Origin of the sequence: Pedobacter sp. GR22-10 (assembly GCF_026239715.1) — a bacterium.
GTDB lineage: Bacteria > Bacteroidota > Bacteroidia > Sphingobacteriales > Sphingobacteriaceae > Pedobacter.
Genome location: NZ_JAPIVR010000001.1, coordinates 1279146 through 1299720 on the forward strand (window position 1 = coordinate 1279146; position 20575 = coordinate 1299720).

General features: G+C 38.8%; 20 protein-coding genes and 1 tRNA gene. 7 read left to right on the forward strand and 14 right to left on the reverse strand.

Going from position 1 to position 20575, the window contains the following annotated elements:
* The 3 genes from OQX64_RS05425 to OQX64_RS05435 form a co-directional block, all read right to left on the reverse strand.
* Nucleotides 1-1170 carry a FecR family protein gene (locus OQX64_RS05425; protein ID WP_265817953.1) on the reverse strand — a complete coding sequence of 390 codons (1170 nt, stop codon included), beginning with the start codon at nucleotides 1168-1170 and terminating at the stop codon, nucleotides 1-3.
* A 96-nt stretch (nucleotides 1171-1266) separates the two neighbouring features.
* A complete protein-coding gene (locus tag OQX64_RS05430) occupies nucleotides 1267-1857 on the reverse strand; it encodes an RNA polymerase sigma factor (protein WP_265817954.1) in 591 nt (196 codons plus the stop codon).
* Nucleotides 1858-2681: 824 nt separating this feature from the next.
* Nucleotides 2682-3053, reverse strand: a complete 372-nt coding sequence (locus tag OQX64_RS05435) for an Hpt domain-containing protein (RefSeq protein ID WP_088302971.1) — start codon at nucleotides 3051-3053, stop codon at nucleotides 2682-2684.
* 164 nt (nucleotides 3054-3217) lie between these two features.
* On the opposite strand from OQX64_RS05435, the gene OQX64_RS05440 reads away from it, so the two are divergent.
* From OQX64_RS05440 to OQX64_RS05450, 3 genes are all read left to right on the forward strand, one after another.
* Nucleotides 3218-4813 carry a response regulator gene (locus tag OQX64_RS05440; protein WP_265817955.1) on the forward strand — a complete coding sequence of 532 codons (1596 nt, stop codon included), beginning with the start codon at nucleotides 3218-3220 and terminating at the stop codon, nucleotides 4811-4813.
* Between the two features lie 752 nt (nucleotides 4814-5565).
* Nucleotides 5566-6054 carry a protein NO VEIN domain-containing protein gene (locus OQX64_RS05445; protein ID WP_265817956.1) on the forward strand — a complete coding sequence of 163 codons (489 nt, stop codon included), beginning with the start codon at nucleotides 5566-5568 and terminating at the stop codon, nucleotides 6052-6054.
* Nucleotides 6055-6129: 75 nt separating this feature from the next.
* The gene (locus OQX64_RS05450) at nucleotides 6130-6273 is read left to right on the forward strand and encodes a hypothetical protein (RefSeq protein ID WP_265817957.1); all 144 of its coding nucleotides are present in this window, start codon (nucleotides 6130-6132) and stop codon (nucleotides 6271-6273) included.
* A 142-nt stretch (nucleotides 6274-6415) separates the two neighbouring features.
* Here the strand turns inward: OQX64_RS05450 and OQX64_RS05455 are convergent, their stop codons facing one another.
* From OQX64_RS05455 to OQX64_RS05475, 5 genes are all read right to left on the reverse strand, one after another.
* Entirely contained in the window at nucleotides 6416-6700 is a 285-nt protein-coding gene (locus OQX64_RS05455) for a phage integrase SAM-like domain-containing protein (protein WP_265817958.1), read from the reverse strand.
* 17 nt (nucleotides 6701-6717) lie between these two features.
* Nucleotides 6718-7083 (reverse strand): Arm DNA-binding domain-containing protein, encoded by a 366-nt coding sequence (locus OQX64_RS05460; protein WP_416240466.1) that lies wholly within the window; start codon nucleotides 7081-7083, stop codon nucleotides 6718-6720.
* A 327-nt stretch (nucleotides 7084-7410) separates the two neighbouring features.
* Nucleotides 7411-7483 (reverse strand) — tRNA-Lys (locus OQX64_RS05465).
* Between the two features lie 153 nt (nucleotides 7484-7636).
* A complete protein-coding gene (locus OQX64_RS05470; protein ID WP_265817960.1) occupies nucleotides 7637-8335 on the reverse strand; it encodes an NUDIX hydrolase in 699 nt (232 codons plus the stop codon).
* Nucleotides 8336-9007, reverse strand: coding sequence for an HAD family hydrolase (locus tag OQX64_RS05475; protein ID WP_265817961.1), 672 nt, complete (start codon nucleotides 9005-9007; stop codon nucleotides 8336-8338).
* 133 nt (nucleotides 9008-9140) lie between these two features.
* On the opposite strand from OQX64_RS05475, the gene OQX64_RS05480 reads away from it, so the two are divergent.
* Nucleotides 9141-10292, forward strand: a complete 1152-nt coding sequence (locus tag OQX64_RS05480) for an aldose epimerase family protein (RefSeq protein ID WP_265817962.1) — start codon at nucleotides 9141-9143, stop codon at nucleotides 10290-10292.
* A gap of 159 nt (nucleotides 10293-10451) precedes the next feature.
* On the opposite strand, the gene OQX64_RS05485 is transcribed toward OQX64_RS05480, so the two are convergent.
* The 5 genes from OQX64_RS05485 to OQX64_RS05505 all read right to left on the reverse strand — a co-directional run bounded on the left by OQX64_RS05485 (nucleotide 10452) and on the right by OQX64_RS05505 (nucleotide 14642).
* Complete coding sequence (locus tag OQX64_RS05485; protein WP_265817963.1) at nucleotides 10452-11621, reverse strand: alpha-hydroxy acid oxidase; 1170 nt, start codon at nucleotides 11619-11621, stop codon at nucleotides 10452-10454.
* Between the two features lie 147 nt (nucleotides 11622-11768).
* A complete protein-coding gene (locus tag OQX64_RS05490) occupies nucleotides 11769-12590 on the reverse strand; it encodes an amidohydrolase family protein (RefSeq protein WP_265817964.1) in 822 nt (273 codons plus the stop codon).
* Between the two features lie 3 nt (nucleotides 12591-12593).
* Nucleotides 12594-12923: an L-rhamnose mutarotase gene (locus tag OQX64_RS05495; RefSeq protein ID WP_265817965.1), complete on the reverse strand. Its 330-nt coding sequence runs from the start codon at nucleotides 12921-12923 to the stop codon at nucleotides 12594-12596.
* The gene (locus tag OQX64_RS05500; protein ID WP_265817966.1) at nucleotides 12923-13777 is read right to left on the reverse strand and encodes a fumarylacetoacetate hydrolase family protein; all 855 of its coding nucleotides are present in this window, start codon (nucleotides 13775-13777) and stop codon (nucleotides 12923-12925) included. The genes OQX64_RS05495 and OQX64_RS05500 overlap by 1 nt, the downstream gene beginning before the upstream one ends.
* A 100-nt stretch (nucleotides 13778-13877) precedes the next feature.
* Nucleotides 13878-14642 (reverse strand): SDR family NAD(P)-dependent oxidoreductase, encoded by a 765-nt coding sequence (locus OQX64_RS05505; RefSeq protein WP_265817967.1) that lies wholly within the window; start codon nucleotides 14640-14642, stop codon nucleotides 13878-13880.
* A gap of 779 nt (nucleotides 14643-15421) precedes the next feature.
* On the opposite strand from OQX64_RS05505, the gene fucP reads away from it, so the two are divergent.
* The 3 genes from fucP (at nucleotide 15422) to OQX64_RS05520 (ending at nucleotide 18953) form a co-directional block, all read left to right on the forward strand.
* Nucleotides 15422-16714, forward strand: a complete 1293-nt coding sequence (gene fucP, locus OQX64_RS05510; RefSeq protein WP_265817968.1) for an L-fucose:H+ symporter permease — start codon at nucleotides 15422-15424, stop codon at nucleotides 16712-16714.
* 238 nt (nucleotides 16715-16952) lie between these two features.
* Nucleotides 16953-17741, forward strand: coding sequence for an SDR family oxidoreductase (locus OQX64_RS05515; protein WP_265817969.1), 789 nt, complete (start codon nucleotides 16953-16955; stop codon nucleotides 17739-17741).
* 195 nt (nucleotides 17742-17936) lie between these two features.
* Nucleotides 17937-18953: a zinc-binding alcohol dehydrogenase family protein gene (locus tag OQX64_RS05520; protein WP_265817970.1), complete on the forward strand. Its 1017-nt coding sequence runs from the start codon at nucleotides 17937-17939 to the stop codon at nucleotides 18951-18953.
* Between the two features lie 83 nt (nucleotides 18954-19036).
* Here OQX64_RS05520 and araA read toward each other — a convergent pair whose 3' ends face one another.
* Nucleotides 19037-20527: an L-arabinose isomerase gene (gene araA / locus OQX64_RS05525; protein WP_265817971.1), complete on the reverse strand. Its 1491-nt coding sequence runs from the start codon at nucleotides 20525-20527 to the stop codon at nucleotides 19037-19039.
* Between the last annotated feature and the right edge of the window lie 48 nt (nucleotides 20528-20575).

Below are 20575 nucleotides of genomic sequence, written 5' to 3' on the forward strand. Positions count from 1 at the left end.
TCATTTACTGACATAAACTTTTTTGCCCTCAATCCGGAACTTAACTTGTCCTGATGCTTCAATAATGCCAAGAACAGAAGAAAGCTGTTTATCTCTGGAAATCATCCCAACAGAGCGGATATCATTAGAAACGCCCTGGCTGTAAACCACCTCTACATCATACCATCGTGCAATTTTGCGCATAACGGTGCGGAGTTCTACATCACCAAGATTGAAATCTCCATCCTTCCAATCTGTAACACTTTCTATATCGGAGGCTTTTGATACATTGATGCCTGATATTGCGTTTAGCGACTGTTCACCCGGATGTAGCAGGACTGTTTTACGCCCGGAACTTAACTGAACTGAACCTTCCAGCAGTGTAGTGGTTGTGGCAGGTTCATCTGCATAGCTGTTTACATTGAAATGCGTACCTAAAACTTTTATCTCCTGCCCCTTGCTTTCCAAAATAAAGGGATGCAATTTATCTTTTGCAACTTCCAGATAAGCTTCACCGGATAAACTTACCCGCCGTTCTTTCAATGATGCAAAGCTGGTGGGATAAGTTAAGCTGGAAGCCGCATTAAGCCAAACCATAGAACCATCAGGTAGTTGCACACGGTATGTTTGTCCCTTTGAGGTAGATAGCGTATTGAAGCTAATACCCATACCTGTAGTTTCCTTGACCTCATAAATCAGTTGGCCATCGGCATCTTTTCTAATCAGCACGCCCGACTCTTCGGTTATTTTTCCATTGGCCGCGCTGGTCAGTTTTACTTTTTTTCCATTTGCTAAAGTTAATGTTGCACCTTGTATACCTGGCTTGACATCGCTGGTATAAGCGGGTTCATCCCGACGTGTGCTGGTATTATTTTCAAAATAAAACAAGCCTGCTCCAAAAATTAAAACGGTTACTGAAGCAGCAATGGCAATCCGGGACCATAGCTTAAATAATTTCATCTTGTGTTCCTGTGGCTGAGCGATAACCTCATTAAAAATTCTTTCTTTGCTAGCCGGATTTATCTCATTAGAGGGATTTTCGCGCAGCATAAATTCATTTTCAAGTAATCTCATCAAATGCTGATGAGATTCTGGATTTTCAAGATAAGCATCTAACTCTTCCACTTCGGTCCTTGTTGCCAGTTTAGCGGTAAATCGCTGATATAAGTAGATGATTCTATAGTCTTCCATATAATTCAGGTTGCATTATTATTATATCTAAAGATACCCCCCTTATTATATCAATCCATGAGAAAGAACTTCGGGGGTACGAATTAAAAAATATTTCTATAAAAGTTTTAAGATGACCAAAATCGCGGCCACGTCAGTATGTGCAGAAATGTAACGGCGCAGAAAACTGAGGGCCAGTTTCATATAACTTTTGACCGTTTCTTTTGAGAGACCGAGCTCGCGGGCAGCTTCTTCATATTTGAGGCCTTGTTGGTGACAAAGCTCGTAAACCAGTTTTTGTTGTGGCGGTAAAAGGGCAATACCTGCCTTGAGTACGCCCTTTGTATCTGACAGAAGTATTTGTTCTTCAGTTTGGTTGTGTGTTTCTGCCCAATCTTTCCCTAAATCAAAATTTGTTTTCGCTTCCAGAACTTGTCGCCGTAAAAGTTGAAAACTGCGATTCCTGGTCAAAGTGGCTAGGTAAGCGGCGATATTGGTGTCTTGCTTTAACTTCCCTGCACTTTTCCATAAGGTTAGCATCACTTCCTGAAGAACGTCTTCGGCAAGTAGATCTGATTTTAGAAAATAGAGTGCGCGGGCGTACACACTCTTCTGGTACTGATCATAAAGAATCCTAAATGTGTCCTGATTTCCCCCGGCAACCCTGAGAAGCAGTTCTTGTTCAGAAAATTCTTTTTTGCCAGCCATTAACTTATTAAAACTAAATTAATAATACTGAGCCAGTTTGGACAACAGAATTTATTAAATTGTAAGTACAATAATAATAAAATACTCCAATAAATACCATAATTCCTGCTGCTTGAAAGACCACGATGTATTAAATCTGTTAAAACAATTCTTTCAGCACTTAAATGCTCACTATGAGGTTATCTGCGATAATTCTAATATAATTTCATGTACAGATCGGTTTAATATTTTCACATCGTTTGAGCTAATTTTATTAAATGTCGCTGTTAAACAATGATGCTTATATTAAAAATGGTAGTAAAGAGCCTTGTCAGGTAATGTTTTACTTATAAAGATCAGTTATAGTTACCACCAACGCGACTTTATCCTTTATGGAAACATGACTTCTATAAATCAAAAAAAACACTGATTATCAAAAATGTATTCGTTAAAAACATTCAAAGCAATTAATAATACGCTGAGGTTATCACAAATCTATAAAGCAGATAATTCAAAATTTAAATGTTTTTTTAAATTTTGAATTATTATAAATATTGGTAGTCATCATTGTGATTGAATATGTAACTGATTGTGCCAGCACAGACCACTTTTTGATGTGCAATAGCCGGATTTCCAGAAGATCAATCTTGAATTACTGATTAAGTATATATACAACTTAAGTGGTGCAATAGGCTTATCGTCAGCATTTCCAATAATGGAATTACGGCATAGCCACAGATTCAAAGCTCAAATATTAGGCATTTTGAACATAGTATTGATGAACACAATCTGTGTGTAATTTAATTCCCCAATATGCGTTCGTTTGTTCACTTTTTTGATTCCCATCAAAACTGGAAATTAGATTTGTAATCATGCAATTGTACCGTCAAGATACCAATAGGCACTTTTAGATCTTCCAAACACATTGACAAAGTTTTTATATCCATGCGATCAAGCGCCTGTTGTTCAATAGCTTTAAGCTGTTCAGTAATATCTGCTCTACCAAAGTACGTAAAAGATGTCTTCATTTTGTGGACGGTAGATGCAATCTTATCCAAATCTTTCTGTGACATGGCTTCCTCTACCGTAGATAGCAAAACTGGCATTTGCGAAATGAAGAGATCAATCATGTTCAAAATAAACTTTGGACTATTACCTGACATTTTTTCGAGAAACGAAAGATCCAATGGTTTCGCAATTTCGTTAGTGTTATTCATATTAAGCTAATATTTTTTATACGAGTCGATAACAGCTATTTTATAATAAGGAAATCAGTCGATTTACATCAATCATATTCAGTAAAATAATTACATAAATACCCATTAAGCATATTAAACAATTTAATTAAACAATAGTTTCCTGTTAGCATTCCTTATAAAATATGATAAATATTCTCATAGTCGACGATAGCCCTAGTCATATTAAAATGTTAGAATCTGCTTTTGAAAGAGATGATATCATGAAATATTCAACATCTTCTCAAAATGAGGCGCTGCAAATGTTGATTGATCACTCCATTGATATTGCATTGATAGATATTGACAGCCCGGAACTATCGGGTTGTGATCTTCTTCAGACCATCAAATGCAATCCTTCGACTGGGGGGATCATAGTGATACTCACCGGCGATTCCATGAGTACTTCAGATATAGTAAAGGGTTTATCGCTCGGAGCGGTGGATTATTTGTTTAAACCACTCGATATGCATGTTACTATTGCTAAAGTTGATTCAATTATAAAACTGATTTATCAAAACAGAGAAATAAGCAATAAAAACCATCAACTGATGGAATATAATAAACAGCTACTAGAAGCTGCGTCAATGGCCGAGCAAAGCAAACTGGCAAAAGAAAACTTTTTTGCAAACATGAGCCACGAGCTAAGAACTCCCTTAAACGCCATTTTAGGTTTGATCAACATTTTTGAAACTTCGAAACTCGATAATGAACAAATGAAGATTTTGAGTATGCTGTCTTATTCTGCAAAGCTGTTACTCGGTTTGGTCAATGACATTCTAGATATATCTAAGATTGATGCAGGAAAAGTGAAAATTACCAAGACAGAAACCGACTTAGCAAAACTGATCAATAATATTGGTGATTTGACTCGACCATTGGCAGAAAGCAAGGGACTTATTTTAACCTGTTCTGTTGATAGTGATATACCTGAAGTGATCATGGCCGACACCTTAAGGCTTAATCAGATCTTAATCAATTTGGTCACCAATGCAATAAAATTTACATCTCGTGGCCGTGTCAAGCTATCAGTTGCAATCTCTGAAATTCAGGATTCCCAGGTATTATTAAGCTTCTCCGTTTCAGATACTGGGATTGGGATACCGAATGAATTACTTGGCCAAATATTCGATCGATATGAGAAACTGGATAATACCGCAGAAGATAGTTTTGGATCCACAGGTTTAGGTTTATCAATAGTTAAAAAACTGATTCAGCTAAAAGGTGGAAAGCTAAATGTTGAAAGTATTGTCGGTGACGGCACGACCTTTACCTTCACCAATTGGTACAAGATCCGCAACACACATGAGACTATAGATGGAATAGCTACCGAGAGCACAATAATGAAACCCTTTGCAAATGTCTCATTATTACTGGCTGATGACGACCAGATCAATCGATTTGTGATCTCCCAATTGCTTTCTAATTGGAATATCCAGGTGGACGAGGCTGAAAACGGCTTAGATGCTTTTAACAAGGTTGCATTCAAGAAATATGACATCATACTGATGGACATCCATATGCCTGTCATGAATGGCATCGAAACGACACGAAAGATTAGGAATGAGCTATCTGAATTGAATAGGTCTATACCTATAGTCGCTTTCTCCGCATCCATCATAGAGAAAGACAGAGAGAATGGACGTGCTGTTGGCATAAATGCTTATATTCAGAAACCAATAGAACCAGCAGATCTATACGCACAAATATCAAGGATATTGGTAATGCATCATTCGGTCTAAAGAAACAATATTGGAACCCTGGCCATTAAACTTAATTATATTGGGGTTGAGTTTTAAAATCAGAACGATAAAGCAGCTGAAATTTAAAACAATGAAGCGACCCTAAGTGCCCAAAAAGTATGGGATCAAAAGGTTAATTGTTGTAATCAGAAAACATAGCAAATCATCGTCCTGAATAATGACCAGACTTGATATATCACCAAGCCTGGATATCTATTTACCCGTAGATCGTATCTTTTTGGTTTAAGTAAATATTAAACTGCCTTAACCAAGTATTTTCAATTATATTGGTGTTTACACAAATTAGTTTAACTAAAATAATACATAAAGTTCATCAATACATTATTAAATTGCACAGTTGAAATAATTTTCATATTTTTCAGAACCAGGGTGTGTCCCGTAATGTATGGGAATATGTGGTGGCATGTCTTGACCTGAATAGAAGATTAAACTGCAGCAGGAAGTTGTTCTTTTATCATCCGTTTTGTTCTCAGATTCTGGGGATAGTAGGTACTTTCAAAACCAATCCTGAATATTAAAAGCATTATCCCCTGGTTTATAGTCAGCGTTCATCAATACTTGTAAACCTTGCAAACGGAGAGGATTCGTTTGCGATCTTAAGCCTTGCGCCCACGAAAATAAGTGCTCCAGCCAAGCTGGTAACTGATCCGGATTTCGATCAAATTATTGAACTTGGACGTGCAGAAGTATTGGCCAGACGACATGAGAACGCGAATTTTGAGCATAAATGTATGCTTGGTCGTCACATAGAAGCTATTCTCCGTAAAGGTTTTGAAGGGATATTGGCCGATGAGGTAAAAGAAGATACTAAGGATGTACAGAATGGACAGGATATTATCATTACCCTTGCCGGGAATCCGGTCTACTATATCGAGGTGAAATCGAGGTGGGATTCCGATAATCCAATAAGGATGTCTAAAAACCAGACTAAACGGGCCTTTGAGAAGAAAGAAATCTATGCACTCTATTCTGTCGATCTGGTGCAATATAGTAGTGGGAATGCGCTCGATGTAAAAGATATTGAAGAGATAGCCAATTGCATGTATTTTGAAAGGGATATAGGGGAGAAGGTTAAAGATTTTATCGGTATTATTGAGGAAGAAAGCGTTCCCGACCTGATTAATCTAGAGGGAGATTTCAGGACAAGGGTTCCCATGGGTTATGGGCAAAGCGGGGAAGATTTGAAAAAGTCTAAAAAATATCTTTTGGGCTATATTTAAGGACTGATAGGGATTTAGGAATCAAAAAAAGGTTAATTAGCGTCTGGATATCATGGAAAAATTACAATAGAAAATATGAATCAAATCATAAGTGCATATACCGTTGCAGAAAAGGACTTTTTGGGTAGAAAGGCTTTTGGGTTACAGATTGTCAATCGTCTCCACACATTTTTTGGCGATCAGAAAGATAGTCTGATGGTTGGGATTAGAGGGAAGTGAGGATCAGGCCAATCGATATAAGGTGCTCAGTTTTAACAGTTGGGGATTATTTCAAAAATGTCAAGAGCTGGAAGCAAAAATACTGTAAGGGGAAAGGATCGCATGCTTGTATGATGTATAACTGGTCACTTTCGGATTTTCTTCAACATAAGGTAGGATATTGCTTCAATCTCTCCGATAAAAACTCTTTGCCCGCGATATGAGCCAACTCCTCTTTGTTCAGATAAAAGCGGTCGACGTTCTTAGTTTTGCCTTTATAGGCTGTAAATGGCGATTTGTCTATCCATTCATTCTCCATACAGATGCGAAGAATTTTACCGAGGTTTTTGATGTTTTTTACCACATAATTATTCGCACAGTTCCTATCAGACCTTAGATAATGATCAAGTCCGTTCAGAAATGCCTGGTCGATAGTTCTAATATCCATATCGGCTACACCATATTTCAAGGGGATAAAAACCTTAGGTGTCTTTCCAAGACTTTATAACGGTTCAATGTGCCACGTACATAATCTTTACCTACAAGCTGTTCCATCTTTAAATTATGGTCGGCAACCGCTTCCAATAGGGTATGGGAATTGGTGAGCGTACCAAGGTAACTAGATTTAATTGCATCTGCTGTAATCGGCAACCCCATATCGAAAACACGTTGATGGGCATAATAAATGGCATTCTGCAACTGGTCAAGATGGGTGTTCAACACCTTGATCTCTTCTTTGGAGCCGATGGCTCGGCTGCCCTTAGCATTCCATCGCTTAGGGTCGCAATCCCGATTGGTGGCAATCTCTGCACGATTTCCCTCTACGGTAATCTCATGTAGATCGGCACATTTCCATTCACATAGTTCTTTTGCTTTTTCAGATAGAAAAGCAGGCTAAAATTGGTCTTCATAATCTCTCGATTTAGTTAAACAAACATAGCTTTGCTTCTTAAAATACACGAGATGTTCAGTCTGTAACAACCTGTACAATAATTGATTATGTACAATTCGGTGAGTCAATTTTAACCGTTTTGCCTTACTCACCGAATCACTCACCAAAGTTTTGTGAAAACATGCGAATTTTGGCACCTCCCTAAAAGCAAAAACCCTGCTAATCGCGCGATTGCAGGGTTTTATACATTTTGATAGTCTTTGGTGTGATCCCGCTGGGATTCGAACCCAGGACCACTACATTAAAAGTGTAATGCTCTACCAGCTGAGCTACGGAATCATTTCCTTTTGTTTAAGGAGGTGCAAATATAGAGATAATAATTAATCACGCAAATGTTTTTTGAAATTAATTTTTAGTCATACATTTATGATAAAAAATCATAACTATAAATAGTTGATTTCTAATTTTATAGCAAATCAGAACACCCAAAAATTATTTCACAGTCTTCGGAATAAAATTTAAAAAAGACTGAAATTGTGCCTTATGTTTGTTTTTATCCAGTTTAAAATAGAATGCGCCGCGTCTGGAGTTTGATTTATCTTTCTCAGTCTGCTTGATCAATAAACCACTGGCGGTAATTTTCCGGATGAAGTTCCGATTGTCAATCGGGGCATCATAAACCTGTTCATACAAAGCCTGCAATTGTGGGATGGTGAATTTTTTTGGCAAAAGTTCAAAAAGGATAGGGTGCAGGGCTGCCTGATAACGGATTTTATCCATAGCCGCCTGTACCATTATGTTGTGATCGAAGATTAATTGCGGTACTTCTGTCACATTAAACCATTCTGCATGGTACTGATCGTTGATTTGGGTACTGTACTTATTGATGTCAATTAAAGCAAAATAAACCACTGAAACGGTACGCTCAATAGGGTCACGGTCGGGGTGACCATAGGCATGAAGTTGTTCCAGGTAAACATCATGTAAGCCGGTCAATTCCAGTAAGATTCGCTTGGCTGCGCCATTTAAATCTTCTGCTTCACCGATAAAACCACCCATTAAGCTCCATTGATCTTTAACCGGTTCGATGGCTCTTTTAATCACCAGCAGCTTAAGCTGTTCACCATCATAGCCGAAGATGATGCAATCTACTGCCACCAATACAGGTTTTTGATTGATATATTTTGCCATTTAAAAAAGCGTATTTAATTTAGGGTCGTTGTAATTACTGATAAAAGTAAGGATATTGGAATAATCTTCAAATTCGTCTAGAGTATGCGTAGTCGTTAACACGATGCATTTCATTCCCGCAAGCAGGGCCGATTCTACACCTTTCGGTGCATCTTCAAAAACCAGGCAATCTTTAGGTTGAATCTGAAGTGCTGCAGCAGCTTTCAGAAAAGTTTCCGGGTCAGGCTTGCTAACTGCGACATCATCGGCACTGACGATCGCGGAAAGATAATGACGGATATTCAATCCATCCACCACAAAGTCGATATTGAAAGGAATGGCTGCAGAACCAATCGCCATTTTGATATTTTTGTCTCTGGCCCTATCCAGAAAATCAGCTAATCCGTCAATTAAGGCTAAATGGGGGAGATATCCTTCCTGATATCGTTTTTCCTTATCGAAGGAAAGTTTTTTCACCTCCTCATCACTGAATTTATTTTTACCGAAAACACGCGCTAAAACCTCATGGTTTTTTCCATACATCTCTTTTTTTACGACATCGTAATCCAGATTGGCACCCAGATCTTCATTCATCACGGCATGCCAGGCCTTGGTGTGGTATTCCATATCATTGATCATAGTGCCGTTTAAGTCGAAAAGAAAAGCGCTGGGCTTAAAATGAAAATCTTGCATATCGCCGTTAAATTATATGATTTATTTTGCAGATGTATCAAGAGGCACATCAATAATCTTACAATTATAATTATAATCGTCATGGCAAGGATAATATATTTTCTTAATTTAGCCCTAACCAAAATAGATCTTTATGAAAAAAATAATGCTTAGCGCGGTACCATTGGCAACATTTTGTTTAGCTGTGGCGCTTTCTTCCTGTAATCCAAAGGCTGATAAGGCTACAGAAACCATTGCGCAAACAGATTCCTTAAAATACAATACCACCATTGACGGTAAAAAGGTAAGTCTTTACACCTTGAAAAATGCAAAGGGTGCCACCGTTACCATTACCAATTATGGTGGGCGGATTGTTTCACTTTTAGTGCCTAATAAGGATGATAAATTAACAGATGTGGTGTTGGGCTACGACAGTATTGGTGCTTACCGCAAAAAAGGAGAGCCGTTTTTCGGAGCTTTAATCGGCAGATACGGCAACCGGATTGGCAAAGGCAAATTTACCTTAAATGGAGAACAATATACTTTACAGCTGAACGACGGGCCAAATACCTTACACGGTGGAACCGATGGTTTTTATTCGAAAGTATGGGATGCAAAACAGGTAGATGGGCAAAAGTTAGAATTAACCTATACCGCTAAAGATGGCGAAGCCGGATATCCAGGTAAGCTGGATGTAAAGGTGCTGTATACTTTAACAGATGATAATGCTTTACAGATTGATTATACAGCCACTACTGATAAGGCTACAGTGGTAAACCTGACCAATCATGCTTATTTCAACCTGAACGGTGAGGGAAATAAAAGTATCCTGGATCATGAACTTACCATCGCGGCAGATTCGATTACCCCAGTTGATTCTACTTTAATTCCGACAGGTAAATTATTAGCTGTAACCGGAACTGCATTTGATTTTACCAAAGCTAAAACCATTGGGAAATCTATTGAAGAAAGCAATGAGCAACTGAAGTTTGGAAAAGGCTACGACCATAACTTCGCACTGAATAAACATGATGGGAAAACACCTGTTGCTACGGTGAAAAGTACTTCAACAGGAATTAAAATGGAAGTATATACCACTGAGCCTGGCTTACAGTTTTACAGCGGGAACTTTTTAACAGGAGCTGATCAAGATGGTAAGGGGGGTAAATCTTATCCGCACCGCTCAGCAATTTGTTTGGAAACACAGCATTTTCCTGATGCACCAAATCATCCAAACTTTGCTTCTACAGAATTGAAACCCGGAGAGACGTATAAAACGAGTACGACGTATAAGTTTTCAAAATAATAAAAAGCGCTCCTGCGACTGCAGGAGCGCTTTTTCTTTTGCCGTTGATTTACAATTTTTTTGGCTTAGCTGCAGAAACTCGGAAAGAAAGGAAACAGCAGCATGTATTTTATCATTCGCAACACTTGGGATATTTGGTCTCCTGACATCGGACTTCATTTATACTTTCAGCAGCCTGTCAGGGAATTGCGATATCTTCTCAATGGTTAATTGCTGCATGATCTGGTAGAGGTGCGTTTTGAACATGTTAATGGTGTGTTCGCCACCTTCATCACCCAGGGCACCAACGCCATACATAAACGGACGACCCATAAAATTGAATTCAGATCCAACGGCATGCGCCCTGGCTAAATCGACTCCTGAACGAATACCACCATCCATCATGATTTTGAGTTTTGATTTATAAGCCGGATTTGCCGCTAACTTCATTAATGAATTGATGGATGATTCACCTGCATCAATTTGCCTTCCACCGTGATTTGATACCATTACACCGTCTACCCCAATCTGTATAGCAACCTGCATATCTTCATCGGTTGTAATACCCTTCAATACCAATGGCCCTTTCCAGATTTCGCGGATGGCAGAAACCTTTTCGATATCAACTTTGCCGGTAAAAGTCCTGTTCATGAATTGTCCTAATTGCGACATATCCATAACTTTTTCCATGTATGGCTTTAATGTAGCAAAAGATGGAATGCCATGCTGAAGTGTTTTAATACCCCATAACGGACGGGCAAAAGCCTGCAGGATGTTATTGATCGACATTTTAGGTGGAATGGAAAGTCCGCTTTTGATTTCCTTGTACCTTAAACCAAATGCCGGAACATCAACCAGTACGACCAAAACCGGGCACTCAACCGCCTTCAAGCGATTTAATATATCATCTCTCAGTCTGTTCTCTGTAGGATGATAAAGCTGAAACCATGCCTTCCCTTCAGATACCTCGGCAATGCGCTCGATGCTGCTGGTAGAAACAGTACTTAAAGTGTAAGGGATATCGTGTTTGGCAGCGGCCCTAGCTAAAATTTCCGGTGCGTTTGGCCACATTAAACCTTGTAATCCTATCGGAGAGATGCCAAACGGAGCACTGTACTTACGCCCGAAGAGTTCTATTGACATATCAATATCTCCACCAACTCGTAAATAATTTGGTTTAAGGTAAATATTATCAAAGTCGTTCTCGTTACGGGCTAAGTTCAATCCTTCATTACAACCACCTTCTAAATAATCAAATGCGAACTTAGGGATTCTGCTTTTCGCTTTGCGTCTTAAGTCGGCAACAGAGGGATATTGAGAATTATAAGGAAAGGTAATTTTTTTACTCATTATTTAAGCTATTGTTTTTGCCAGATGCCTTTTAAAATTGAAAACTAATACTATATATTAAGTTCTCCATCCTGCACTATCTGTTATATTTGGTTTATTTGAGCATTTACCTGATTCGAAACCTTAAAAAGGCCTGATAGTTATGCTTTAAAGCTTATAAAAAGCTTTCGCAGTATTTCCGAAAATTAATTTCCTTTCTTTTTCGCTAAACCTTAAAGCGTATTTATTAATCAGGTTAAACCAATCCTCATAAGGGCGACTTACCAACACAACCGGCCAGTCGCTGCCATACATCACCCGCTCTACACCAAAATTTTCAAATACCACATCAAAGCAATTAAAAAGTTCTGCTTCTTTCCAGTTTTTCCAATCTGCTTCTGCTAACAGGCCTGATACTTTACAGGTAACATTTGGATTTTCAGCCAGCAGTTTAATGTTTTCGCTCCAGGTTTTTAAATCCTGGGTTTTAACATCCGGTTTTCCGCAGTGGTCAAGAACAAATGGTTGATCAGGAATTTGATCAACCATTTGTATAATGCTTTTCAGCTGGTTATGGTAGCACAATAAATCATAAGTGTAACCAAATTTTTTCAACTGTTTAATCCCATTGATAAAAATAGGATCAAGAATGAATGCGGCTGTTTCAGCCTGAAGAACATGTCGCCAGCCCTTAATCTTTTTAAAGTTTTTATAATAATCAAGCCTGCTTTCTAAATTTGGATTTTTAAAATCGATCCATCCGACAATACCTTTGATCATATCATGATCATCAGCCAGGTTCAGCAGAAATTCATTTTCTGCTTCAGACTGATTGGCCTGAACGGCTATGCAACCTGTAATCTGAAGATCTTGATATATCCGGCTTAAGTTTTCAGGAGCGAAATCATTCCGGATCGCCCGCATGTCTTCCGTTATCCAGCTGTCTCTATCAGGTTCGAAGTTCCAAAAATGTACGTGGGTATCTATCATGGGTTATAGCTTGAAAATTTTATCCATCAACCGCCATTTTTCTCCCGGCTGAGCGCCGGGAAGGGCCTGCTGGTATTTCCACATTAGGGTTTCCCATTCCTGTACTCTGGGGTTCTCAAGGTCGGCTTTTGCTTTTTGCTCAAAAGAGAAATCTTCATTCACTTCCATTATCATAAACAGTCTGTTTCCGCTTAAGTAAATTTCCATATCAAGCACGCTGGCCGATGTGATGCTTTCCTGTATCTCCGGCCAAATTGCTTCATGATATTTTTTATATTCAGCAATCAAAGATGGGTTGTCAATCAGATCAAGAGTGAAGCAATATCTTTGCATTATTTTTCTGTGTAAGCTTTAACTTCTTGTTTACTGCTGCCTAAACCATCAATTCCCAACTCCACCACATCGCCTGCTTTTAAATACCAGGGTTCTGGTTTTTGTCCTAATCCAACGCCGGCAGGTGTACCTGTAGAGATTACATCACCAGGCAAAAGTGTCATAAACTGGCTGATGTATGAAACGATAAAAGGCACATTGAATATAAAATTAGCGGTATTACCATCCTGCAATGTTTTTCCGTTTACGGTTAGCCACAGGCGAAGCTTGTGCACATCTTCAATTTCATCCGGCGTAGCAATAAAGGGACCGATAGGAGCAAAGGTATCACAACTTTTACCTTTTACCCATTGTCCGTTGCGCTCAATCTGGAATTCACGTTCGCTGTAATCATTGTGTAAAGCATAACCCGCTACATGGTTTAAGGCATCCTCTTCTGAAACATAACTGGCTTTCTTGCCAATAACAATTGCCAGTTCAACTTCCCAATCCGTTTTCCTGCTGTTTTTAGGAAGGATCAGGTCATCATTAGGGCCAACAATTGCTGATGTGGCTTTAAAGAATAAAATGGGTTCTGTCGGAATGGCAGCATTGGTTTCGGCTGCATGGTCCTTATAATTTAAACCTACGCAAACTATTTTAGACGGACGTGCTAAAGCTGGTCCGAGGCGTACACCTTTATCTATTTCAGTTAAGCTTGCTGATGTAAGATCCTGCTTTAATTTTTCCAGGCCATTGCCGCCAAAGAATTCTTCATTGTAATCCTGTACCAAACCAGAAACATCATAGTATTTATTATCTATAATAATTCCTGGTTTTTCTGCGCCTGCCGCTCCAAAACGTATTAATTTCATGTTGTTTTATTTAGTATTAAATGTCAAATACAAGATGTAGATTATTAATTATCAAAAACTTTCCGCATTCCGCTTTCTGCTTTAAGCTTTTCGCTTCCGCCTAATTATTCAAAGTAGTAAAACCCCCATCAATAGGGTAGTCGCAGCCTGTAATAAACGAAGCCTCATCACTGCATAAATAAAGGGCAAGGGCTCCTACTTCTTCGGGTCTGGCCATTCTGCCAATCGGCTGTGTTTTAGATAATTTCTGAAACATTTCCGCTATATGATCAGGATAGTTGTTTTTTAAAAATCCATCAACGAATGGCGTATGTACGCGGGCCGGCGAAATGGAATTACACCTGATGTTTTCACCAATATAATCTTTCGCCACACTCATCGTCATGGCTTTTACCGCACCTTTTGCTGTGCTGTATGCAAAACGATCAGGTAAACCTACTAAAGATGCAATAGAGGCCATATTAATAATGACTCCACCACCAGCAGCACGCAGGTGAGGAATTGCTGCATACAAACAATTGTAAACACCCTTTACATTTACCCGCATTACCCGGTCAAAATCAGCTTCTTCTGTAGTATCTGCCTTGCCAATATGTGCAATACCGGCATTGTTCACCAGGATATTGATTTCCCCGATCTGATCAAAAATGACTTTAACATTTTGATGGTCAGACACATCACAGGCATAACTAAAAGCTTTACCGCCCTGATTGCTTATTTCTGCTAATGTTGCTTCTGCCTGCCCGATGCCCAATTCTAAAATATGGACTTCAGCACCCTGCTGTGCTAAAATGATCGCTATAGCTTTCCCGATACCACTTCCGCCGCCAGTAACTATTGCTTTTTTATTTGTTAATGAAAACATCCCTTATTATTTATATATAATTGACAGTCGAAATATATGGATTAAAATTAATTCCAATGTTAATATGATATTCAATTTCATTGATTTTTATGGTATCTGATACTGCATTTGTTTTGATTAGAATGAAATACAAATAAAATAAATAATGCTGATAAAAATTTTATCTGCTGATCTAAATATCCATCAAGATGTTTAGGCCTTAGTGATGAGTTGAAAAACAGTTTTCTCTGAACCAATTTTTACAAGTTTTTATGACTACGTTTCCCCATATTTGATTCTTATTAACCAATATTCCAGTGTATTCCCATTCAACGGATTTTACTGTTAACGCCAACTTAAACGAGAAAATTGCTTATTACTTATAAATTATAAAGATCACCGTATGATGAATGCCCATATTTTTGATGAACCCATTTATCTTAGATACTTCATTCTAAATGGTAATTTATGTCGTAAAATACCGGATTGATAATCCACAAATGACTTAAAGAAGCTAATCCAGTATATGCTTTAAAACCATTTTATCTTTATGGTCTCATAATCAGCAACCTCAAGGGGATCGGGCCGATTATAGTATATTCTAAATGTTTTTTACTAATTTCAAAATTTAAAACCTATTGATTGAAGCCAACTGGATAACATATAATGATCTATAGCTTGCATTGGCTTTGAGAACAGATGAACTGATGGGCGCAATGGCTTATCTTCAATGAGCATAGAAGAGGCCATTTGGTTCTTTTTTCAGGCCAGCATTACCATAATAAATAAAACCAAATATAATGAAGCACAACACCGCACCAGAAATTATAACAACAGGAGATCCCTCATCAGGTAAGAAATACGTATTACCATTTATACTTGTAGTAAGTTTATTTTTCCTTTGGGGAATGGCCCACAACCTGGATTCCATATTAATACCGCATTTAAAAAAGGCATGTAACTTAAATAATAGGCAATCTACGCTGATAGACACATCCGTTTTCTTTGCCTATTTTTTAATGGCGATTCCGGCCGGAATGATCTTAAAAAAATGGGGGTATAAAGCCACTATGATTTCAGGCTTACTTGCTTTTGCATTTGGTGCATTTTTATTTGTTCCTGCTGCTAATAACCTTTCTTATGTGACATTTTTGGTCGCTCTTTTTATCATTGGCTGTGGATTAACGATGCTTGAAACATCAGCCAATCCTTATGCAGCAGTTTTAGGCGACCCGGCTAAGGCTACGAGCAGGTTAAATTTGGCTGCATCATTTAATGGCCTGGCCGCAATGGTGGCTCCAATGATTGGCGGATTATTTATTCTGTCAGGAAAATCGCACACGAAAGAAGAACTCGCAGCAATGTCAGAAGGGAGCAGAAACCACTATTTTCTGGAAGAAGCTGCTTCTGTTAAAATGCCTTACATCACTTTGGGTATTATTTTACTGGTTATTGCTGTGATATTTTATTTTATTCACCTCCCTGAAATTAAAACTAAAAGTATTGATGGCGAAGCCAAAGGAAGCTTTTTCGGGGCATTGCGACATCAGCACCTCAGGTGGGCAGTGGTTGCGCAGTTTTTTTATGTAGGCGCGCAGGTATGTGTAACGAGTTTTTTTATCAGGATGGCTCAGCAAGGTGGTGGCTTTGACGAAAAGACAGCAGCATCTTACCTGGCTATTTACGGTTTTCTCTTTACCGCAGGCAGGTTTGCAGGAACTGCACTTTTACAATTTATTGCTTCTCATCAGCTTTTATCGATTTATGCTGTTATTTCTGTTTTATTGTGTTTACTGGCCATTACAGGAAGTGGTGTAATCGTGGTTTATGCACTTGGCGGACTAGGTTTTTTTATGTCTATTATGTTCCCCACTATTTTTGCTTTAGGGATTGAAGGAATCGGGGATGATACTAAACCAGGTTCTTCGTGGCTCATTATGTCCATTGTAGGTGGTGCAATTTTACCATTCGGAATGGGAACATTAATTGATATGTATGGAGATCATATTCAGGTGGGTTATAGTATCCCATTGGTTTGTTTCGTTGTGGTGCTGTTTTTCGGATTAAGAGGCCATAAAATTGCGCATCGCTAACCTGTTCCAGTTTTATATTAATGAGATGGTCAAATAACTTTATGATCTCGTATTTTAACTTTAACTGCCATATAAAACGAAAGCGGCATCGGCATGGAAAATAAAAAATGAGGAATTTAAAACAAAACACTACTAAAATTTAGAAGAAAACATTTCAAGCAATTGGAACGGATTTCTGAATAAAAGAATTGCAAATGGCATTTACATTCACCATTGCTATTATTTCTAATTAAAGAATATGAATTTAAACTTAAAAGAAAAAGTCATTATCATTACTGGTGCCGCAAAAGGCATTGGACGGAGCATTGCAGAGGTTTTTGCAAAAGAAAATGCAATTGCGGTTATTGTTGGCAGAAAAGCAGCGGATAATCAGCAAGTAGTGGATGCAATTGTGCAGAATGGCGGTCAGGCCGCGCAGTTTGTAGCGGAACTATCCAGACCGGAAGACTGCAAAAATGTGATTCGCTCAATTGTTGAAAAATTCGGAAGAATTGATGGTTTGGTAAATAACGCCGGCGTTAACGATGGTGTTGGTTTAGAAAGTGGAAATTATGAAGATTTTATGGCTTCATTGCACAAGAATTTGGTTCATTATTACCTGATGGCACATCATGCTTTGCCTGAATTGATCAAAAGTAAAGGTGCGATAGTCAACATAACATCCAAAACGGCCGAAACCGGACAAGGAAACACTTCAGCCTATGCGGCAGCAAACGGTGGCAGAAATGCGTTAACCCGCGAATGGGCGGTTGAACTATTAAAGTACGGAATCCGTGTTAATGCAGTGGTAGTGGCCGAATGCTGGACACCGGCTTACGAAACCTGGATCGAGACCTTGGCAGATGCGCAGTCAAAGCTTGATGAGATCACCTCTAAAATTCCTTTGGAAAACAGGATGACAACGGCTGAAGAGATCGCCAACATGACAGTGTTTTTGATGTCGGATAAATCCAGTCACACCACCGGACAGATTATTCATGTGGATGGTGGTTATGTACATTTAGACAGGGCTTTGGCAAACGCATAGAAAAATAATTAGAGAATAATAGAATTAGAGAATGATAGAATTAGAGAATAATAGAATGAATGGCTATAAATCGCTTTACATATTCTTTCATTCAAAACTCAATTATTCTTGCATTCAAAATTAACTAATTCAATCATTTTCTCATTCAAAATTCATTCATTCAAAATTCACTCATTTATTCAATTATTGAAATATATGAAAACCCTTACTTGCACTACACCTGGCACTTTTGAATATTCAGAAACTGAAAAACCTGAATTAAAGAAAGACCATGCCATTATCAAAATCAAACGAATCGGAGTCTGTGGAACTGATTTGCATGCTTTTGAAGGTACTCAACCCTTCTTCAATTACCCAAGAGTTTTAGGTCACGAACTATCCGGGGAGTTAGTAGAAGTAGATGGTGCTGAAGGATTTACAATAGGAGAGAAGGTTACTTTTATTCCCTATTTTAATTGTGGCGAATGCATTGCCTGCCGGATGAACAAACCCAACTGCTGTGTAAAAATGCAGGTTTGCGGTGTGCATGTAGATGGTGGGATGCGAGAGTATCTGCAGGTACCATCCCGAACGCTTTTGCATGGCGAAGGTTTGAGTTATGATGAGCTGGCCTTAGTAGAACCTTTGGCTATCGGAGCACATGGCGTTAGGCGGGCTGATGTTCAAAAAGGTGAGTTTGTATTGGTAATAGGGGCCGGACCCATTGGATTAGGTACAATGGAATTTGCGAGAATTGCCGGTGCAAACGTGATCGCTTTGGATATTAATGAAGACCGGTTAGCTTTTTGTAAAGAAAAATTAGGGGTTGCGCACGTCATTAATGCACTGGATGCCGACGTGGTTCAGCGGCTTAGCAATATTACCAATGGCGATATGCCTACAGTGGTAATCGATGCAACAGGAAATCAAAAGGCTATTAACAATGCGATCAATTACATGGCGCATGGTGCAAGATTTGTGTTAATCGGCTTGCAGAAAGGTGATCTCATATTCAACCACCCCGAATTTCACAAACGCGAATCCACTCTAATGAGCAGCAGAAACGCCACTATCGAAGATTTTGAACACGTAATTAAATCTATGAAAGCTGGACTGGTAAACCCGACCAATTATATTACCCACCAGGTTACTTTTATCGAAGTTAAGGAGCAGTTTAAAAGTTGGCTGGATCCGAAAAACGGGGTGATTAAAGCGATGGTAAGTATCGAGTAGATTTCTTTTATTTCTGCACTTTGCAAATGGAAAAAAGCCGATAATTTTTAATTATCGGCTTTCATATTTAGTAGTTTAAAGAACTATTTATAGAATACCTCGTTCCAGTGCAATTCATTTCTGAACTGGTTGATTTTAGTATCTGCACCAATATTTACATATTCTAAACCTGCAATACTGGCGAAGTCTAATAAATGTTCAGTAGTCAGATTCTGGCTATAAGCCGTATGGTGTGCACCACCGGCATAAATCCAGGCAGCACAACCTGTTTTCATATCAGGAAGTGGTTTCCAAAGTACACGAGCTACCGGCAAATTAGGTAAATCATTTTCAGCTTCAACTGCTTTTACTTCGTTCACTAACAAGCGGAAGCGATTGCCCATGTCAATTAAAGATGCATTTAAAGCATCGCCACCTGAAACATTAAAAACCAAACGGGCCGGATCAGCTTTGCCACCAATACCTAAGGGATGAACCTCTAAACTTGCCTTGCCTGAAGCTAAACTGGCATCAACCTCGAGCATGTGCGAGCCTAACACCATCGAGTTAGCCGGGTCAAAATGGTATGTATAATCCTCCATAAAAGCATTACCACCAGCTAGTCCGGCACCCATTACTTTACAGGCACGTACCAAAGCTGCTGTTTTCCAGTCGCCTTCACCAGCAAATCCATAACCATCGGCCATTAAACGCTGAGCGGCAATTCCCGGAAGCTGAATCATACCATGTAAATCTTCGAAAGTATCAGAGAAGCCTTTGAAACCACCATCTACCAGGAACTTTCTTAAACCTAACTCAATCTTTGCAGCATCATAAACCGATTGATGTCTGGCACCACCAGCCTTCAGGTCGTCAGCCATGTCATAAGTTTCTTCATATTCTGTCAACAAAGCCTGAATCGAATCTTCACCTATTTCATTAATTACAGCTACTAAATCGCCTATGCCATAAGTGTTTACTGAAAAACCAAATTTCATTTCGGCCTCCACTTTATCACCATCAGTTACAGCTACAAAACGCATGTTGTCACCAAAGCGAACAAACTTTGCACCTTGCCAATCGTTCCATCCGGCAGCAGCACGGCACCAGGTATCAATTTGTTTTGCTACTTCTTCATCTTGCCAGTGACCTACCACTACCTTACGGTCTTTACGCATGCGCGAAACCATGAAGCCAAATTCACGGTCTCCGTGTGCACTTTGGTTCAGGTTCATGAAATCCATATCAATGGTATTCCATGGAATATCGCGGTTAAATTGGGTATGCAAGTGAAGCAAGGGTTTTTGCAGAACATTCAAGCCTCTGATCCACATTTTAGCCGGTGAAAAGGTGTGCATCCAGGTCATTACACCAATACAGTTCTCATCAATATTGGCTTGTTGCAGTGTTTCGAAAATTTCTTCAGTAGTTTTCACAATGGGTTTGTACACTACCGAAACCGAGATATTTCCGTTTTGGTTTAATGAATCGGCTACCTGTTGTGCATGCTCAGCTACTTGTTTTAAGGTTTCTTCACCGTACAAATGTTGTGTGCCAGTGATAAACCAAACTTGTAATTTTTTTAAATCAATCATTATTTATTTTATTTAAATGCTAATAGTTTTATTGTTAGTTATATGATT

Bases quoted from the DNA above. Each gene is read 5' to 3' on its own strand.
- OQX64_RS05425 (WP_265817953.1), bottom strand. From the start codon at position 1,170: ATGGAAGACTATAGAATCATCTACTTATATCAGCGATTTACCGCTAAA.
- OQX64_RS05430 (WP_265817954.1), bottom strand. From the start codon at position 1,857: ATGGCTGGCAAAAAAGAATTTTCTGAACAAGAACTGCTTCTCAGGGTT.
- OQX64_RS05435 (WP_088302971.1), bottom strand. From the start codon at position 3,053: ATGAATAACACTAACGAAATTGCGAAACCATTGGATCTTTCGTTTCTC.
- OQX64_RS05440 (WP_265817955.1), top strand. From the start codon at position 3,218: ATGATAAATATTCTCATAGTCGACGATAGCCCTAGTCATATTAAAATG.
- OQX64_RS05445 (WP_265817956.1), top strand. From the start codon at position 5,566: ATGCTTGGTCGTCACATAGAAGCTATTCTCCGTAAAGGTTTTGAAGGG.
- OQX64_RS05450 (WP_265817957.1), top strand. From the start codon at position 6,130: ATGAATCAAATCATAAGTGCATATACCGTTGCAGAAAAGGACTTTTTG.
- OQX64_RS05455 (WP_265817958.1), bottom strand. From the start codon at position 6,700: ATGGATATTAGAACTATCGACCAGGCATTTCTGAACGGACTTGATCAT.
- OQX64_RS05470 (WP_265817960.1), bottom strand. From the start codon at position 8,335: ATGGCAAAATATATCAATCAAAAACCTGTATTGGTGGCAGTAGATTGC.
- OQX64_RS05475 (WP_265817961.1), bottom strand. From the start codon at position 9,007: ATGCAAGATTTTCATTTTAAGCCCAGCGCTTTTCTTTTCGACTTAAAC.
- OQX64_RS05480 (WP_265817962.1), top strand. From the start codon at position 9,141: ATGAAAAAAATAATGCTTAGCGCGGTACCATTGGCAACATTTTGTTTA.
- OQX64_RS05485 (WP_265817963.1), bottom strand. From the start codon at position 11,621: ATGAGTAAAAAAATTACCTTTCCTTATAATTCTCAATATCCCTCTGTT.
- OQX64_RS05490 (WP_265817964.1), bottom strand. From the start codon at position 12,590: ATGATAGATACCCACGTACATTTTTGGAACTTCGAACCTGATAGAGAC.
- OQX64_RS05495 (WP_265817965.1), bottom strand. From the start codon at position 12,923: ATGCAAAGATATTGCTTCACTCTTGATCTGATTGACAACCCATCTTTG.
- OQX64_RS05500 (WP_265817966.1), bottom strand. From the start codon at position 13,777: ATGAAATTAATACGTTTTGGAGCGGCAGGCGCAGAAAAACCAGGAATT.
- OQX64_RS05505 (WP_265817967.1), bottom strand. From the start codon at position 14,642: ATGTTTTCATTAACAAATAAAAAAGCAATAGTTACTGGCGGCGGAAGT.
- fucP (WP_265817968.1), top strand. From the start codon at position 15,422: ATGAAGCACAACACCGCACCAGAAATTATAACAACAGGAGATCCCTCA.
- OQX64_RS05515 (WP_265817969.1), top strand. From the start codon at position 16,953: ATGAATTTAAACTTAAAAGAAAAAGTCATTATCATTACTGGTGCCGCA.
- OQX64_RS05520 (WP_265817970.1), top strand. From the start codon at position 17,937: ATGAAAACCCTTACTTGCACTACACCTGGCACTTTTGAATATTCAGAA.
- araA (WP_265817971.1), bottom strand. From the start codon at position 20,527: ATGATTGATTTAAAAAAATTACAAGTTTGGTTTATCACTGGCACACAA.